Raw genomic sequence first — 16,598 nt, forward strand, 5'->3', positions numbered from 1 at the left:
TCGGCGTTTACTGAGGCTTTTTGGCCAGTGCCGCATCAATGTCAGCAGCGCTGTGGCGCTCTTCAATGCCTTCCCACTCTTCACCAAATGGTCGGTTAACAATACGGCCGCGCTGAACAGCAGGACGTTGCGCCATCATTTTCGCCCAACGCTGCACGTGCTGATAGCTTTGTACATCAAGGAATTCAGCCGCATCGTAAGCGTTGTTCAGTACCAGGTTACCGTACCAAGGCCAGATAGCAATGTCGGCAATGCTGTACTCTTCACCAGCAATAAAGGTGTGGTTTGCCAGTTGCTTGTCCAGCACATCCAGTTGACGCTTGGCTTCCATCGCGAAACGGTTAATCGGATACTCGAATTTTTCCGGCGCATAGGCGTAGAAGTGGCCAAAACCACCGCCCAGGTATGGCGCAGATCCTTGCAGCCAGAACAACCAGTTCATCACCTGCGTGCGCGCAGCCACATCGGTTGGCAACAGATGGCCAAACTTTTCTGCAAGATAGAACAGAATGTTACCCGATTCGAAAACGTTAATCGCAGCATCGCCGGAACGATCCACCAGCGCCGGAATCTTTGAATTCGGGTTAACCGCCACAAATCCGGAGCCAAACTGGTCACCTTCGCCGATGCGAATCAGAAATGCATCATATTCGGCTTCTTTGACACCCAGTGCCAGCAGCTCTTCGAGCATGATGGTCACTTTCTGTCCGTTCGGAGTTCCCATTGAGTACAGCTGGATCGGGTGCTCCCCTAGCGGTAATTCTTTTTCATGACGTGCGCCGGAGTCAGGTCGGTTAATACTCGCCCACTGACCGCCGTTTTCGCTGTCCATTGTCCAAACTTTTGGTGGTACATATACGTTAGACATTATGTTTCCTTATTGATGTTGGAGTTCGGCATACACAGATATAGGGGTGGCAGGCTCAGATAAAAACCCCTGCGACTCATTTAGTTAGATCGAATGGTTATGACTTGGTGACACAAAGCATAACCAGAGTCTGTGGCAAACTCGCCACCGATATCACATTTCACAACTCTTCCCCGAAATGTCAAATATTTCTCCCAGATGCAAAGCACGCCGGCGATGCGATCCCTTAAGGTATGAAGTGAGTACAGAAGAGCACGGAGACCACTCCGCTGACTCGTTCATTCATATGGAATAATAATTAATAAGGAAACACCATGTCTCAATTCAAAACGTTGCCTACATTAGTCACCATCGCGGTTGCCATGACCGTGTCTGGCACAGCAGTGGCCGCTCCGGCGAAAGACCACACCCAGATTCAGCACAACGGTGTCAAATATCGCAAGAAAGCGGAATCTATGGTGAAAAAACTCAGCCTGAGTGAGAAGCTAGACATCTTGTCTGGACCTGGCATGGATTTGACCACTTACCAAGGTCAGGACGCGATTAACCTGGATGAAACTAAAGATGTCAGCGGCGTCGCCGGTTACATCAACGGCGTGAAAAACCGTAAACTGGACATCCCGGCAATTAAACTGGCTGATGGTCCTGCCGGCCTGCGCATTAATCCGACCCGCGATAATGATAACAGCACCTATTACGCGACGGCATGGCCAATTGGCTCACTGCTCGCATCGACCTGGGATACCCGCCTGGTTGAGCAGGTTGGTCAGGCTGAAGGCAATGAAGTCAAAGAGTACGGCGTCGACTTTCTGCTCGCACCTGGGATGAATATCCAGCGTAACCCGCTGCTGGGGCGTAACTTTGAGTACTATTCTGAAGATCCGATTGTTTCCGGCCATATTGCCGCCGCCATGGTCAACGGGCTGCAATCGAATCACATCGGTGCCACAATCAAGCATTACGTCGCTAATAACGCAGAAACCAACCGTTTCTTCAACGATACCATCGCAGACCCGCGTACCCTGCGTGAAATCTACCTGCGCGGCTTCCAGATCGCGGTAGAAGATGCGCAGCCTTGGGCGATCATGAGCTCATATAACCTACTTAATGGTACCTACGTTAACCAGCGTAAAGATGTCATGACCGATATCCTGCGTGACGAATGGGGCTTTAAAGGCCTGGCGATGTCTGACTGGTTTGCCGGTAACGTATCCGGTTTGACCAGCGACTTTAGCGGCGATGTCGGCCGGGATGTCGAATCGGCGGCAAAACAGGTCAGTGCCGGCAACGATTTGATCGAACCGGGCGGCGTAAAAGCCGATCTGGCAGCCTCTTACGCGGCCGGCACACTGAGCATGGAAGCGATCGACAACAGTGTGGTCGCAATCCTGACCCAAGTACAGAAAACCCCGTCCTACCTGAACTACTCCTACTCGAATCAACCTGATTTGGATGCGCACGCCGAGCTCGCTCGTCAGGCTGCAGCGGAAGGTATGATACTGCTGAAAAACAGTAACGCTTCCCTGCCGCTCTCTTCTGGTGCCAAAGTCGCGTCATTCGGCACCACACAGATCAACACTCTCAAAGGCGGGACCGGTAGTGGTGATGTCAACGCCGCCTACATAGCGCACATTGCCCCGGCTCTGGAAGAGAAGTTTGAGGTCAATAGTGAACTGACGGATTACTACACGACCTATTTTGCCGAAAATAAGCAGACCAACGATACCCTGCTCGGCGGTTATGAATATTGTGAAGAACCACCGGTCAGCGAACAGTTACAAAGCCTGGTCGACGCCGCCGCGCAAAACGATGATGCAGCGGTTATCACCATCGGACGCCAGGCGGGTGAAGGCGGCGATCGCACCAATACGCGCGGTGATTACCTGCTGACCGACGAAGAGCTGCAGATCATCAACGCTGTCTCAGCGGCTTTCCACGCAGAAGGCAAACCGGTGACCGTGGTACTCAATGTCAACGGGGTGGTCGATAGCACTGAATGGTCAGATAAAGTCGACTCCATTTTGCTGGCCTACATGGGCGGTCAGGAAACCGGCAACGCGATCGCGGATATTCTGGCCGGTGATGTCAATCCAAGCGGTAAGCTCGCGCAAACCATGCCAAAATCCTACAGTGATGTCCCATCGGCACAGACCTTCCCGGGGACAGATATCGATAATGACGGATTGGTTGATGAGTCACATTACAACGAAGGGATTTATGTCGGCTACCGCTACTACACGTCGTTCGATGTCGATACCGCCTATCCGTTCGGCTATGGTATGTCTTACACTAACTTTGAATACCGTAACCCGACAGTGGTTGCCAACACCCTTGGCCGTAAAGGTAAAAAAGGCGGCTTGATTCAGCTCTCTGCTACCATTCATAATTCCGGCGATGTCGCGGGTAAAGAAGCGGCTCAGGTCTACGTGAGTGCTCCGCAGGGCAAACTAGATAAGCCGGCTATTGAACTGAAAGCATTCGCGAAGACTTCGCTATTGCAACCTGGTCAGAATGAGAAACTGGCGTTTACTATCTCTGCCCGCGATTTGGCCAGCTTTGACGCCAGTCGCAACAAGTGGATTATTGAACCAGGCGCTTATCAGGTCTACATCGCTCCGTCTTCAGATATCAATGGCAAGCTGAACGGCGCAGCAACCGCACCGGTTACGTTTACCGTCAGCAAGGAAATTGTCGTGAGCGAGACCACGCCAGGAGCGCTGGCTCTGCCACAAGGTGTGACCACAGCAGGACTCATCACGGTCGCTAAGTAATCGCCTCTGTAAAAAGCGACCACCTGTGCAAAAAATCACTTGTACAAAGAGTCAAGTTAAAAATAAGCACGGCGTCATTAACCGTTGCTCATTTTCTAAAAAGCCCGCATGCGGGCTTTTTAGTCTTATTAATGTGAGGAAAATTAAAAGTTTTCGTATCAAATAGAAAACGCTCAGTAACAAGAATATTGCCTGACCTTATTTTTTGAATAGACATCACCAATTCATATTCCTTTACAAATAAAACCATGAAGACTGATATAATCATGCCTAATGATGTTGACTCATTTATATGGACATAAAAGGGTGGATGATGAATAGCAGTGTATCGAGCTCATTAACTTTTGGTATATTAAACCAACTATCCCAGCTTGGCATTGATAATGATGTTATTATTGAAAAGTGTGATATTAATCGTTATGAACTCAACAAAAAGCATGGCCGGATCAGCAGCCAGGCTCATTACGCACTGTTAGATGAATGTCGTCCTTATCAGAAAACCTTCTTTGCGCAGTCCGGCCTCGAGAACGCCTACTCCCTGTTTCCTGAACTGTTCAGTTTATGCTGCAATGAAGCGTCATTAGCCGATGCCATAAGGTCTTACGTAAGATACCGTGCTTTGATCGGCAATTGCGATCTGTGTGAGGTTGAGGTCACACCCAACGGCCTGAAAGTAGGTTATACCGATCAAGGGCCAAATCAAATGGTCTCCAGTGCTGTGGCTAATTTTGCTTTTCTGCATGACATCAGCAGCCAGTACCTGGTCGATTTTCAGGCAGAAATAGGTTTTATTCATAATAACAACATCCCGGAAAAAATGATTAATCGCCGTTTTGCTACAAAATGCTTATTCGGCACCAGTCACAACTATTTTATTATCCGCTCCCCTCTGGTTAATCAAGCCAATGCATTATTTAATCAGCGTTTATATCAGTTACAGCGGCGCACTTTGGATAATATTCATCAAACGATTCAATCATCTTCATTCTCGGCCAGCATTGAAAATATTATCGCTACTTTGATGACCCAACATAACCTGACATGTGGTCACAGCACGTTAAACAAAGTCTGTGAATACCTGCGTATCAGTCGTTGGACATTAAATAATAAACTGAGTAATGAGAATCAATGTTTCACCGATCTTTATAACAAGGTTCGTCTCAATAAAGCGGTTGTTTTGCTGACTGAAACCAACAAAAGTATGAGTGAGATCAGCGAATTGACCCGTTTTTCCTCTCAGTCGGTGTTTTCTCGTTTTTTCCGGACTCAAACTAACATGTCGCCGATTCAGTTCAGAAAACACACTCAACTGCCCTAGAGCGAGGCTGCACTCTGATTTTTAGGGGGGAAAGCACCTTTTCACCACGATTCATAAGCTGAAAAAACAACAGAAAGCTTTCTCATTTCGCTGTCTTTTGTTATGTTATTACATAACCAAGAGGTAATGAGACGGCCCAACTATGCTGAGAAGCTTGAATAAAAGAAAATGTATACTGGATATCAAAGACTTATCAATTACGATTGATGGGTCCGAGCTGGTCAGTGACATCAATCTACAACTTTTTGAAGGCGAACGTGTTTGCCTGCTTGGCGCATCAGGTTCGGGGAAGTCACTGACGGCTAAGGCTATCAGCGGAACTCTAGCCCCGTACTGCAAGGTTGAAGGGAATATCCATTTTAATGGTGAATCAGTGACGACCCTGCCTGTTCTTGGCCGTCCGTCCACTGCACGTGTGGCAACCGTATTCCAGGATACGTTCAGCGCACTGAACCCGCTGATGAGCGTCGGTAAACAACTGGCGCTCAGTACCAATATTCATTCACAGCAAGCTTTACTGCCCTTACTCAAGCAGATGCAGCTCATCCCTGCCGATGACAGTGAGCAATCGACTGTTGAGGGGAAAGCCCTGCTCAATCGCTTACCCTCAGAGCTTTCCGGTGGCCAGCGTCAGCGTCTGTGCATTGCCTTCGCTCTGTTGAGTGGTTCCAACCTGCTGGTTGCTGATGAACCGACTACCGCGCTGGATGTCATCAATCAAAAACAAGTCATCGAGCTGCTGCAGCAGTGTTGTGGTCAAGATGCCTGCCAGCATCCGGAGCAACTGCACAGCCGCCGTTTATCGCTGTTGTTCATTACCCACGATATCAACGTAGCGGCCCAGTTATGTGAACGGGGGATCGTGATGCACAACGGACGTATTGTCGAAGCCGGAACCATGCATCAGTTGTTAACCCAACCTGAGCACGAATACACCCGAAGCCTTGTACGTGCGGCCAATCAAGTCATTGACTGGAATGATCAATCTGCATCAGAGGTCAAAAGCGCATGAGCGTCTCCGTTATTGCCTCCGCCCCTTTTCTGCGTCTGAACGAGCTGAGCTATACCGTCCGCCAGCCGGGAGTGGTGCGTCACATCATTCGCGACCTCAATTTAACACTTGGCCAATACGAACGCATTGCACTGGTCGGTGAATCCGGCAGCGGTAAATCAACCCTGCTGAAACTCATTCTGGGACTGGCTTTACCGCAATGTGGTGATGTCCAGTGCGAAAGTGAATCATTGCGCCACAGGTCTTGGAAAGCGATGAAAGCCTACCGTCGACTGGTGCAATACATTCCGCAGGATCCACACACTTCCCTGCCACCGCAGCAAAGCGTTGCCCGCTTGCTGGCTGAACCGGTCAAGAGACTGGGTCTGGGCAACGCCGATCAGGCAATGCTGGAGCAGGCAGTGCGCCAAGTAGAGTTACCCCCGGAAATCCTGCAGCGCAAAGCGGCTGAATTATCCGGTGGTCAGGCCCAGCGCATCGCGTTAGCCAGAGCCCTGATCGTTAAACCTAAATTCCTGCTGGCTGATGAACCAACCAGTGGCCTGGACTTGCCTTTACGTAAACAGATGAAAGCCCTGCTGCGCAGCGTGTGCGAGCAAAATGGCATGGGTTTGCTGGTTGTGACTCACGATATTTCGATGGCATCCGGTCTGTGTGAACGCATGATAGTGATGCACCAGGGGCAAATTGTCGAAGACCGGATGACAGCAGACCTGCTGGCGAGTCCGGAGACACAGCACACGCAAAGGCTGCTTGATGCCGTGCCGCAAATTAATTTAACTCATCTGGCTTCGCAGGTGCACGCATTCTGACTGTATTGAGTTCCGATACGATTTTATAAACACACTTTTTTGTAAAAACACGTTTTGCACACAACCGGCGTCAACACGATTGTCTGCCAATTAATAAGTAAGGATATTTTGCTTCATGAAACCGCTCAAATCCTGGCTCGGGCTGGCTATGTCCGTTTCTCTGCTCTCGGGCTGCTTTGATTCTGAACAACAGCAACCAATCAACAGCGAAAACTCGGCCCAATCCTCTCGCATTAAGTTAGCCATGCTGCTGCCGCCGCGTTCCGGCCTGACTCCACTCAGCGACGATGCATTTAAATTGTCTCGCTGGAGCACAGCGGAAACGCTGGTCATTCTTGATCAAGAGGGTAATCTTGCGCCTGCCCTCGCCACCCATTGGGAACAACTGAGTCCGACAACCTGGCGTTTCCAGCTGCGCTCTGACGTGACGTTTCATGATCACACACCACTAACGGCCAAAGCCGTGGTCAACGCGTTAAGCACCGCAACCAGTGCAATGCCGAAACCACGTATTCTGGATGGCGTAACACTGCAAATCCGTGCTGATGGCGAGCACGCTGTGATCATCACCAGCGAAATACCGGATCCTCTGCTGGCGCAACGTCTGACCAGCCCGCAACTTTCAATTCTCGCACTCAGTGCGTATGGCGAAAATGGCGTCATCAATCCGGTGCTGGCTGGAACCGGGCCATTTATATTGACCGGCGTCAACGGCACCAGTTCAGCAACATTAGACCGTAACCCTGATTACTGGGGCGAACCCGCACAGGCCGAAGGTATTGATGTCAGCTTTGTTCCCGATGGTCTTGCCCGATCTTCAGCGTTACGTACTCATTCCGCTGATATCGTCGAAGCCATTCCTGTTTCTCAGGCGCCGTTACTGGATCAGTCTTTGATTCACGAAGTGCCAATGCCCCGTACCAACACTTTATATCTCAATACTCGTCACGGGGTAATGCAGGATCCGGCGATGCGTGCCGCGGCGCGCGATGCCATCAACCGGGCTCAAATCGTGGATAATGTTTATGAAAAGCGGGCCGATATTGCCCAAGGTTTGCTGGGGCCAGCGTTGCCCTGGGCCGCGAAACTGCGTCAGCCAGTCGCCAACCCGACGCCAGCAGCCCTGCCGGAAGGCGCGCATATCACCCTGGCTACGTTTACTGATCGCACCGAACTGCCTGAGGTCGCCGTGTACCTGGCTCAGCAACTTACAGATGCAGGCTTTACGGTAGAACAGGTCGTGCGTGAATATTCACAGATTGAGTCTGACGCACTGGCCGGTAAATTTGATGCCTTCATTCTTTCCCGCGCTACCGTGCTCGACTCTGGCGACCCGGTTGCTTATATGTACAGTGATTTCAGCTGCGCCGGCTCATTTAATATCGCTCAGCTTTGCCAGACGGACATCGATAATGCACTGCAGCACGCGGCTTCATTACCGGCCGGACCAGAACGTCAGCAGGCTATCATGGAGGCTGAGCGTCTGATCCTCGCCAGTGATGCCGCCATCCCTATGCTGCACGAGCGCGTTATCCAGGGTGAATCAGAGCGAGTAAGAGCGGCAGTGCGTGACCCGCGTGAACGCACGCTGGTCAGCAATCAGACCTACCTGGTGTCTGACCAACAGACCATGCAATAAGGTAGCGCTCATTTATGACTGAAAGTGTTGTTCAGCGCCGCCCGGATAACGGGCTTCGCTTTCGACGGCCAGGCTTGAGCAATCTGATTGAGTGGTGCTCTCGCCTGTCCCCTGCCGGTTCAAGGATGGTCACTATCGGTTCACGCATCGCCACTCTGTGTGGTGTGGTGGTACTGGTCGCCCTGTTGCCCTGGTTATCCGGTCAGGATCCGGCGCTGGCTTTGCTGCGCGCGCGCTCTGCAGAGCAGAATCCGAGTGAGGAAGCTTTGCAGGCTATCCGTCAATCACTCGGGCTGGATCAAGGGCCGCTTGCCTTAATGTGGCACTGGCTGCAAGGCATATTCCGTGGCGATCCCGGCGTGTCCTGGGTATCGGGGCGTCCGATTCTGGATGGAATGCTCAGTGCGGCCAGCGTCTCGCTGACACTGATGGCGCTGGCACTGCTCGCGGCGTTTGTCATCGCTATCTGTCTCACGCTCCCGACTATTTACCACGGGCTGCGTGGCAACGCCTATCGCAGCAGCGGCACTCTGGCCGTCGCCATGACCGCGTTACCGGAGTTTTTACTCGCATCAATCTTATTACTGATTGGCGCAGTATGGCTGCGTTGGTTGCCGCCCTTCGGCTGGCAAGGCTTTAGCTATACGATTCTTCCGGCTTTATCACTGGCCATTCCGGCTGGCGGATACCTTGGACGCTTGTTGTCAGATGCGCTCACTCAGGTATTTACCGAGCCTTGGGTAGCAACCTGGAGTGTGGCGGGCATCAGCCGCTTTCATATCACCCTGGCAGTGATGAAACGCGCTCTGACAACAGTACTACCGATGATCGGCCTGGTGATGGTTTCACTGACCGGCGGTGCCATCGCGGTTGAAAAAGTTTTTGCCATTCCGGGCTTGGGCCGGGCGACGCTGGGTGCTGCGATTGCCAAAGATGTCCCGACTTTACAACTCGGTATCTTATTGATTCTGCTGTTTGCTTTTGTTGTAGGCATCAGTGTCAACCTGCTTAAAGCATTACTGCTTGGCCGAGCCCTGCATCAGGGAGCGATGCCAATGCCTAAAGAGTCGGATGTCACCGTCAGTCAGAGTACGCGCTGGTTACCTCTGCTCTGCCTGGCATTTCTGGCCGCGGTAATGTTGTTCGGTTTGGGACGGGACCCTTACAATATCGCTTTTATGCGACTTGAACCTCCGTCTTTGGCTCTGCCGTTTGGAGCCGATGCCATGGGGCGTGATCTGCTTGCTCGAGTCGCCCATGGCAGCCTTTATACCTGCCTGCTTGCCGTGACAGTGTCACTATTTTGTCTGGTAATCGGCTTTATCATTGGCCAGTGGCCGCGTTTAATGGCCGGGCCGATTGAGGTGGCGAATGCCCTTCCGCCGGTCATCAGCGGCCTTTTGATCGCCGCCGTTTACGGCCCGGGACTATTTGGCGCCACCTTGGCGGTGGTGCTGGTGAGCTGGGCGCCACTAGCGGCACACGCAGCTGCGCTGACCACCGAAGTAAAAGCCAGACCGTATATTCAGATGCTGCCGCTGATTGGAGTGGGCGTGGTAAGACGCAATCTGTGTTACGTGCTTCCTGCCGTGGTTAAACCACTGCTGCGACACGCCATGTTGCGTGTTCCCGGCCTGGCACTGGCGCTGGCTTCGCTCGGTTTCCTAGGGCTCGGTGCTATGCCGCCCAGCCCTGAATGGGGCCGAATTCTGGCGGAGGGTATGCCGTACATTGAACGCAGTTACTGGGTGGTGCTTGCCCCGTCGCTGGCACTCATCGTGTTGTCGGTGTTTGCTGTCAGCGCAACCAACGTCTTTAGTCACAAGCGGCGTTAATCGGCGGCGCTGTACCACCAATCTCTCAATCCGGCTTGTCAGCAGCCAAGCCGGACTTTTTTCACTGCAACGCGAACAACGATCCTTGAACAATTTAATGGTATTCGGAGACCAGCATCGCACTGGTTTCCTCTTCCAAAGCTTCGAATATATGCGGCTGATCAGCGGCATACACCATATAGTCGCCTTGCTTTAACTCATACTCTTCGCCGATTGGCCCAAGTCTGGCTCTACCTCGGGTGATCAACACATGCTCAACGACACCAATATTGTGCGCCGCTGAAATATGTGGTTGGCCCGGTCTCGCTTCCACCTGATAAATATCACGGCTGACGTTTGGCGGGCAGGCAGCCAACAATGTCGCCTGATAATTTTCACCTTGCGACACCACTGTCATCCCTTCCCCATAACGAACCACTTTCGTTACCTGCTTAGGCTCTTGCAGTAAGCGTGAAAACGGAATATCCAACACCACACAAATGGCCCACAGCGTTTCAATACTAGGATTGCCTGATCCGTTTTCCAATAGAGATAAGGTTGATTTGGCTATGTTTGCACGCCGGGCAACTTCGGCAATGCTCAAGCCAGTCTTCTGTCTTTCAGACTTTAACTTGACAGCAATCTCGGCAATTGGCGGATGATTCGCACTCATAACTCATAATTATCCTGTTGTGTGTAAACTCTCACTTTGGAACCGTTCATTAAATTGGTCAAACGTTTTATTTGACAATCTATTCAACGCTGTCCAATATCACTTTATCGTTCTTTTTATCGAACATTTAATACGATAAATAATCCATTGCAGTATAGCGCTACTGTTATCGTCTGCCAGCAAGGAAATACATTCATCTATGGAATACATTTTATCTGTGGTGCTGTTCGCCATCTCGTCATCCGTCACTCCTGGGCCTAACAATATAATGGTAATGACATCCGGACTTAATTTCGGCATACGCAAAAGCATTCCACTACTGAGTGGGATCTGTATCGGCTTCGCCCTGATGTTGCTGCTAGTTGGTCTGGGGTTTGCGCAGTTGTTCAACCTATTTCCCGGATTGAATTTGCTGATTAAAGTCGCCGGAACTTTGTATTTACTTTATCTGGCCTGCCTTATCGCCCGCAGCGGGACTGTTGGGCAGAGCGGTCGACATGCACAGCCGTTCGGTTTTATCAAGGGAGTACTGTTTCAGTGGATCAATGCGAAAGCGTGGGTGGTGGCAATAGGCGCAATATCTGCGTTTACCACAGTCGGAGACCAGTTCACGCAGCAAAATCTCACTATTGCCACCACGTTCCTGATTGTTTCTTTTCCCTGTGTCGGGGTATGGCTGATGTTCGGGTCAATACTGCGTCGTTATCTCGACAATGTGACCTACATGCGCTGGTTTAACCTTTGTATGGCCGCCCTGCTGATCATCTCCGTCTTACCGGTCATCAGCGAAATCATCGTAAGCTACGCAGGATAAAGCTCCCCTGCTGTTAATGTTGTTTGTTTTCTGCGGCCTGTTGCTGAAAATAAGCCAACAATTCTTCACATACGTAGCGCAGCAGTAAATCGCTGCCCTGCGGGGTGGTCAGATCAAAATGCAGCCGCGTCGTGTGTTCCTGGCCCGCAATATCTACCAGCAGATTCACTTGCTGCGCTGAATCAGAACTGAGCGGGAAGCAGAACAAGCTCAGCAGCCGTTCTCCCTGCTCGGCGGCCTGTTCAAAACTCAGGTCATGCTGATATTCAAATTCCACCCGATTCTGGTGGGTGGTGCAGGTACAGACCCCGGCAGTCAGATACGGCGTTATCATGCCAGTGAACTCTGCCAGACTTTCAGCCACCGTAGTCAGTCGATGATTGAGATGATGCAACATGGATACCTCCTCTGTTTTGGGAAAGTCTTATTACTTAGATAATCATATGGCTTGGTAATCAATTGGTCTAAAAGTCATGTTTCTTGAAAAGCCATATTTACTGAAAAACCCTATTTTTTGAAAAACGATATGTGTTGAAAAACGCTATTTGTTGAAACGCCTCTCTATATTAAAGCGTATAAATCCCGCCAGCGGATTTAAAGCCGGCAAAGAGTGACCGTTATTGTCTCACTCAGTAGCTGTCAGCTTCCGATCTCAGTCTCAGGCGTACCTGTCTATCCCGTAAGAGCCGAGTGCCGTCATGCCTGCCCTACAATAAGTATACAATGCAGAATATTTGCACATTATTAGTGCAACGATACAACAGAAAATAATGTAAGTTATTGTTATTTATAAATTTAACCATCTGGCATCCATATTGCTCTTGTATACAAGACACCCACCAAGGACAGGTACGAGGATTCCGATGAAAAACAGTTTAAAATTTATGTTCAGCACCCTTGCTCTTTCATTCTCGGCTGTGAGTATGAATGCTTACTCCGCAACGTTAATTAAAGTACACAGCGATATGACGGAAGACAGCGCGCAGCAGGAAGGTATTGAACGCTTTAAGCAATTGGTCGAAGCCCGCTCTGACGGTCAGTATGAAGTCAAAATCTACGCCAATAACGCGCTCGGTAACGATGTGGAAGTCGCTCAGCAAATGCAGTTTGGTGCCGTTCAGGCGGCTCCGATTCCAACGGCAAAATTGAGTGGCTTTGATAAAGATCTGCAGCTGATTGACATGCCATTCCTGTTCCCGAGCCGCAAAGTTGCCTACCAGTTTCTTGATGGTGAAATCGGTGATGAAGTGCTGTCTGGCCTGCGCTCGTCAGGTTTTGAACCGGCGATGTTCTGGGAAAGTGGTTTTAAACAGATGACCTGTAATGACCCAATTACCAAGCCTGCGGATATGCAGGATCGCAAAGTTCGTGTAATGGAAAGTCCACTGCTGATTTCCCAGTACAAGGCCCTGGGTTCAAACCCGGTGCCGATCGCATTCAGTGAAACTTACACCGCCCTACAACAGGGTGTGGTGGAGTGTCAGGAGAACCCGCTGGTTTCGATTTCACAAATGAAATTCTATGAAGTGCAAAAGGATCTGATGTTAACTAATCACGGTTACCTCGGTACCGCATTCGTATTCAGCAAGATCTGGTTCGACAGCCAGTCGGCCAAAAATCAACAACTGCTTATTGCGGCCGCACGCGAAGCCGGTCACTACCAGCGTGAACGTTCAATTGCACGCGAGGAAGTCTACCTGAACGGCATTAAACAGGCAGGCAACACCGAAGTTATCTCACTGACTCCTGAACAGCTGGGCGAATTCCGCAATGCGATGTCTCCTGTTTATCAGGAGTTTGGCGCTAAGCTGAGTCAAGGTTTGCTCGATCGTGCTCAGGCAAAACTAAGCCAACTGTCTGAAATGTAACGGACTGGCAACTACAGCCTCCGTCAACCATTTCACCTCCGATTATCACTATTCAACGAGGATCCCGGGGCTGCCCCCGGGAGAATGCTTATGTGGAATAAACTCAGCCGCCTGCTGGCCCTTTTTGAGAACACCATCGTCGGTGTTTTGATCATCTACGCATCGGGAATGCTGTTTAGCCAGATTATCGCCCGCTCCGTTTTCAATACCTCATTTAGTTGGGCTGAAGAGAGCGTACGTTACGCCATTATCTGGATGGTGTTTATGGCCAGTAGCATCGCCTTTCGCAATAACGCACACATCAGTATTGATGTCATCAAGCAAGTGCTCCCCAAAGCTCTGCAAAAGCCATTTCAGATCCTGATCTGCGTGCTCTGCCTGATCACTACCTTTTTGCTCGCCTGGTTTGGTTGGCAACTGGCGTCGCGCATGATGATGTTCGGCCAGTTATCGTCGGCGATGGAGCTGCCGATGTACTGGTTCTATCTGGCTATTCCGGTCAGTTCTGTCTGTATGTTTATCCGCATCAGTGAATCTTTGCTGGCGCTGTTTAAACAGCCGAAACAACAAAGCGAAAACGTCTACGTGGGAGCGTGATCATGGGCTACAGTTTCTTTGCATTAACTTCAGGGCTGCTGGTTTTAGGCCTGCCTATCTTCGTGGCCCTGCTCCTGGCCGTCTTTATCGGGCTGCACCTGGGCGGCAGTACTCCGCTGATGCTCATCATCCAACGGATGTTTTCCGGCCTGGACAGTTTTCCGCTCATGGCGATCCCGCTCTTTATTCTGGCCGGCAACCTGATGAGCACCAGCGGCCTGTCGGCGCGTATTCTCAAAGTCGCGCTGTTGCTGGTTGGCCCGTTTCGCGGTGGCCTGGCGATGACAACCGTCACCGGCTCGATGTTCTTTGGTGCCATTTCCGGCTCCAGCCCGGCGACCGTGGTTTCAGTCGGACGCCTTATCCTGCCGTCAATGTTAAAAGAAGGCTATGACCGCCAGTTCAGTGTCGGTTTGCTGATGGCGACCGGTGCATTGGGCATCATTATACCGCCGAGCATTTTTATGATTGTGTACGGCGCCATGGCCGGGGTTTCGATTGGTGCACTCTTTATGGCCGGTATCGGTGCCGGCGCCGTGTACGGCTCGGTTTTTCTTGCCTACTGTTACTATCGCGCCCGCCGCGCCGGTATGCAATCACAGCCGTTTCCGAACATGTCTGAGCTGCTGGCGGCAATCAGAGAAGCAATCTGGGGGCTGGCGATCCCAGTCATTATTCTGGGCGGTATTTACAGCGGCTTGTTTACCCCGACTGAGGCCGCTGCGGTCGCGGTTATCTACTCCGCCGCGGTCGGTCTGTTCGTTTATCGGGATCTGACACTGAAAGACATCTGGAAAGTGTGTGTCGACAGCTCAGTCGTCACCACCCAAGTGATGATCATCGTCTCTGCCGCTGCGGCATTCTCCTGGTATCTGACCACTTCCAGCCTGACCGATTCTCTGTCGGCAGCTCTGGGCCAACTCAGCGATAATCCACTGATGTTACTGCTTATCATCAACTGCATCGTGTTGATTGCCGGGATGTTCCTGGACCCGAACTCGATTGTGATCATTCTGGTACCACTGGTTGTCTCGGTGGCTCAGGCGGCAGGAATCGACTTGATTCACCTTGGTGTGATTCTGTGTGTGAACTGTGCGATTGGTATGTTCACACCACCGTTTGGTATGAATCTGTTCGTCGCCAGCAGTCTGGATAACGTCAGCTATGGCGAAGCTGTGCGCGGATCACTGCCCTTGGTGTGGCTGGCTCTGATTGTGCTGGTGCTGATTAACGTCTTCCCCGCGATCAGCCTATGGCTGCCAAGTATGGTTATGCTGGGTATTGCTGGCTAACCCTCTGACTATCAAGGAGATCAGCCTATGTCTGAACACCCTAATTCACTGTCGGCATCACTGGTCTCTGACCCGTCGGTGCCTCTGGCGGACAGTATCCGGATTGCGCTCTCCGACGATATTCTGGCGGGAGTGATTGCCGCAGGTACTCGCCTTGATGAGGCTCAGCTTGCGCAGCGTTTCCAGGTCTCGCGGACTCCGGTCCGTGAGGCGCTGAAACAGCTTACCGCCAGTGGCCTGGTTGAACATCGTCATCGGCGCGGAGTGTTTGTCAGTGCCGTACCTGTATCCCGCCTGGCAGAAATGTTTGAATACGTTGCCGAAATGGAAGCACTGTGTGTACGACTTGCTGCGGTCAAGATGACTCAGCAAGAACGCGAAGAGCTGCTCGCCATCCACCTTGACAGCCATAAGCATGTCACCTCGGGTAATATTGATGCGTATGACAAAGCCAATATCAAACTGCATGAGGCCCTGTTCCATGGCTGTCATAACCGTTATGTGGAAGAAGCCGTGCTCAGCGCCAGAGCTAAGGTTGCCCCTTATCGAAGGGCGCAGTTCAAACTGGCCGATCGCGCGCGCTCGTCTTTTGTTGAGCACGGTGAAATCGTCAAATCGGTCATCAAAGGTATGACCCATGAAGCCTCGGACATGATGCTAGCCCATATCCACCAGTCTTTCCTCGCGTCTTCGCGTTATGTCAGTCAGTAAGGACGCTGACCAAAAATTGTCATGCGCCCATTTTACTATGACACTCATAGACTATGCTTACACAAAACAACATAAGGAGTGCATATGGGTATCATCGCGTGGATCATTCTGGGTTTAATTGCAGGTGCTTTGGCAAAATGGCTGATGCCGGGACGAGATGGCGGCGGTTGGATAGCCACAATGTTGTTAGGTATCGGTGGTGCCTTTGTCGGCGGACTTATCGGCGGCGTGCTGGGTTTTGGTGGCGCCAATGGTTTTAATCTGGGCAGTATATTGACGGCAACCCTCGGTGCGATTGTCTTGTTGCTGGTTTACAACCGGTTCTTCAAAGGACGGTAGCCTCTAACAGGCGACAGCTTAACGATACGCCGAGATTATGGGTGAATCGAAGCATCATACTGATTAAAAA

Annotated in this window: 15 protein-coding genes; 12 read left to right on the top strand and 3 right to left on the bottom strand. The window is 51.1% G+C overall.

From position 1 onward, the window contains the following. Window positions 1-7: 7 nt before the first annotated feature. Window positions 8-868, bottom strand: a complete 861-nt coding sequence (gene yghU / locus E6C74_RS15280) for a glutathione-dependent disulfide-bond oxidoreductase (RefSeq protein ID WP_136486785.1) — start codon at window positions 866-868, stop codon at window positions 8-10. A gap of 314 nt (window positions 869-1,182) precedes the next feature. Between yghU and E6C74_RS15285 the strand changes: the two genes are divergently transcribed. The 6 genes from E6C74_RS15285 (at window position 1,183) to E6C74_RS15310 (ending at window position 10,255) form a co-directional block, all read left to right on the top strand. Then, entirely contained in the window at window positions 1,183-3,639 is a 2,457-nt protein-coding gene (locus E6C74_RS15285; RefSeq protein WP_136486787.1) for a glycoside hydrolase family 3 C-terminal domain-containing protein, read from the top strand. A 310-nt stretch (window positions 3,640-3,949) separates the two neighbouring features. After that, window positions 3,950-4,957 (top strand): helix-turn-helix transcriptional regulator, encoded by a 1,008-nt coding sequence (locus E6C74_RS15290; RefSeq protein ID WP_240798199.1) that lies wholly within the window; start codon window positions 3,950-3,952, stop codon window positions 4,955-4,957. Between the two features lie 154 nt (window positions 4,958-5,111). Next, window positions 5,112-5,969, top strand: a complete 858-nt coding sequence (locus E6C74_RS15295; protein ID WP_206208424.1) for an ABC transporter ATP-binding protein — start codon at window positions 5,112-5,114, stop codon at window positions 5,967-5,969. Further along, window positions 5,966-6,781 (top strand): dipeptide/oligopeptide/nickel ABC transporter ATP-binding protein, encoded by an 816-nt coding sequence (locus E6C74_RS15300; RefSeq protein ID WP_136486791.1) that lies wholly within the window; start codon window positions 5,966-5,968, stop codon window positions 6,779-6,781. The genes E6C74_RS15295 and E6C74_RS15300 overlap by 4 nt, the downstream gene beginning before the upstream one ends. Window positions 6,782-6,896: 115 nt before the next feature. Next, the gene (locus E6C74_RS15305) at window positions 6,897-8,420 is read left to right on the top strand and encodes an ABC transporter substrate-binding protein (RefSeq protein WP_136486793.1); all 1,524 of its coding nucleotides are present in this window, start codon (window positions 6,897-6,899) and stop codon (window positions 8,418-8,420) included. A 14-nt stretch (window positions 8,421-8,434) separates the two neighbouring features. Then, window positions 8,435-10,255: an ABC transporter permease subunit gene (locus E6C74_RS15310; RefSeq protein ID WP_240798200.1), complete on the top strand. Its 1,821-nt coding sequence runs from the start codon at window positions 8,435-8,437 to the stop codon at window positions 10,253-10,255. Window positions 10,256-10,349: 94 nt separating this feature from the next. On the opposite strand, the gene E6C74_RS15315 is transcribed toward E6C74_RS15310, so the two are convergent. Continuing rightward, window positions 10,350-10,907, bottom strand: a complete 558-nt coding sequence (locus E6C74_RS15315; RefSeq protein WP_136486795.1) for an XRE family transcriptional regulator — start codon at window positions 10,905-10,907, stop codon at window positions 10,350-10,352. 199 nt (window positions 10,908-11,106) lie between these two features. On the opposite strand from E6C74_RS15315, the gene E6C74_RS15320 reads away from it, so the two are divergent. Further along, entirely contained in the window at window positions 11,107-11,721 is a 615-nt protein-coding gene (locus E6C74_RS15320; RefSeq protein WP_136486798.1) for a LysE family translocator, read from the top strand. A gap of 13 nt (window positions 11,722-11,734) precedes the next feature. Here the strand turns inward: E6C74_RS15320 and E6C74_RS15325 are convergent, their stop codons facing one another. After that, window positions 11,735-12,118, bottom strand: coding sequence for a hypothetical protein (locus E6C74_RS15325; RefSeq protein ID WP_136486801.1), 384 nt, complete (start codon window positions 12,116-12,118; stop codon window positions 11,735-11,737). Between the two features lie 466 nt (window positions 12,119-12,584). On the opposite strand from E6C74_RS15325, the gene E6C74_RS15330 reads away from it, so the two are divergent. From E6C74_RS15330 to E6C74_RS15350, 5 genes are all read left to right on the top strand, one after another. Then, window positions 12,585-13,589, top strand: a complete 1,005-nt coding sequence (locus E6C74_RS15330; RefSeq protein ID WP_136486803.1) for a TRAP transporter substrate-binding protein — start codon at window positions 12,585-12,587, stop codon at window positions 13,587-13,589. Between the two features lie 90 nt (window positions 13,590-13,679). After that, window positions 13,680-14,186 (top strand): TRAP transporter small permease, encoded by a 507-nt coding sequence (locus tag E6C74_RS15335; RefSeq protein WP_168797039.1) that lies wholly within the window; start codon window positions 13,680-13,682, stop codon window positions 14,184-14,186. Window positions 14,187-14,188: 2 nt separating this feature from the next. After that, a complete protein-coding gene (locus E6C74_RS15340; protein ID WP_136486807.1) occupies window positions 14,189-15,478 on the top strand; it encodes a TRAP transporter large permease subunit in 1,290 nt (429 codons plus the stop codon). Window positions 15,479-15,505: 27 nt separating this feature from the next. Beyond that, the gene (locus tag E6C74_RS15345; RefSeq protein WP_136486809.1) at window positions 15,506-16,189 is read left to right on the top strand and encodes a GntR family transcriptional regulator; all 684 of its coding nucleotides are present in this window, start codon (window positions 15,506-15,508) and stop codon (window positions 16,187-16,189) included. Between the two features lie 84 nt (window positions 16,190-16,273). Continuing rightward, on the top strand, window positions 16,274-16,528 hold the full coding sequence (locus E6C74_RS15350) for a GlsB/YeaQ/YmgE family stress response membrane protein (protein WP_136486811.1): 255 nt from the start codon (window positions 16,274-16,276) through the stop codon (window positions 16,526-16,528). The last annotated feature ends 70 nt before the right edge of the window (window positions 16,529-16,598 follow it).

The organism is Vibrio sp. H11 (genome assembly GCF_004804295.1).
GTDB classification, from domain to species: domain Bacteria; phylum Pseudomonadota; class Gammaproteobacteria; order Enterobacterales; family Vibrionaceae; genus Vibrio; species Vibrio ostreae.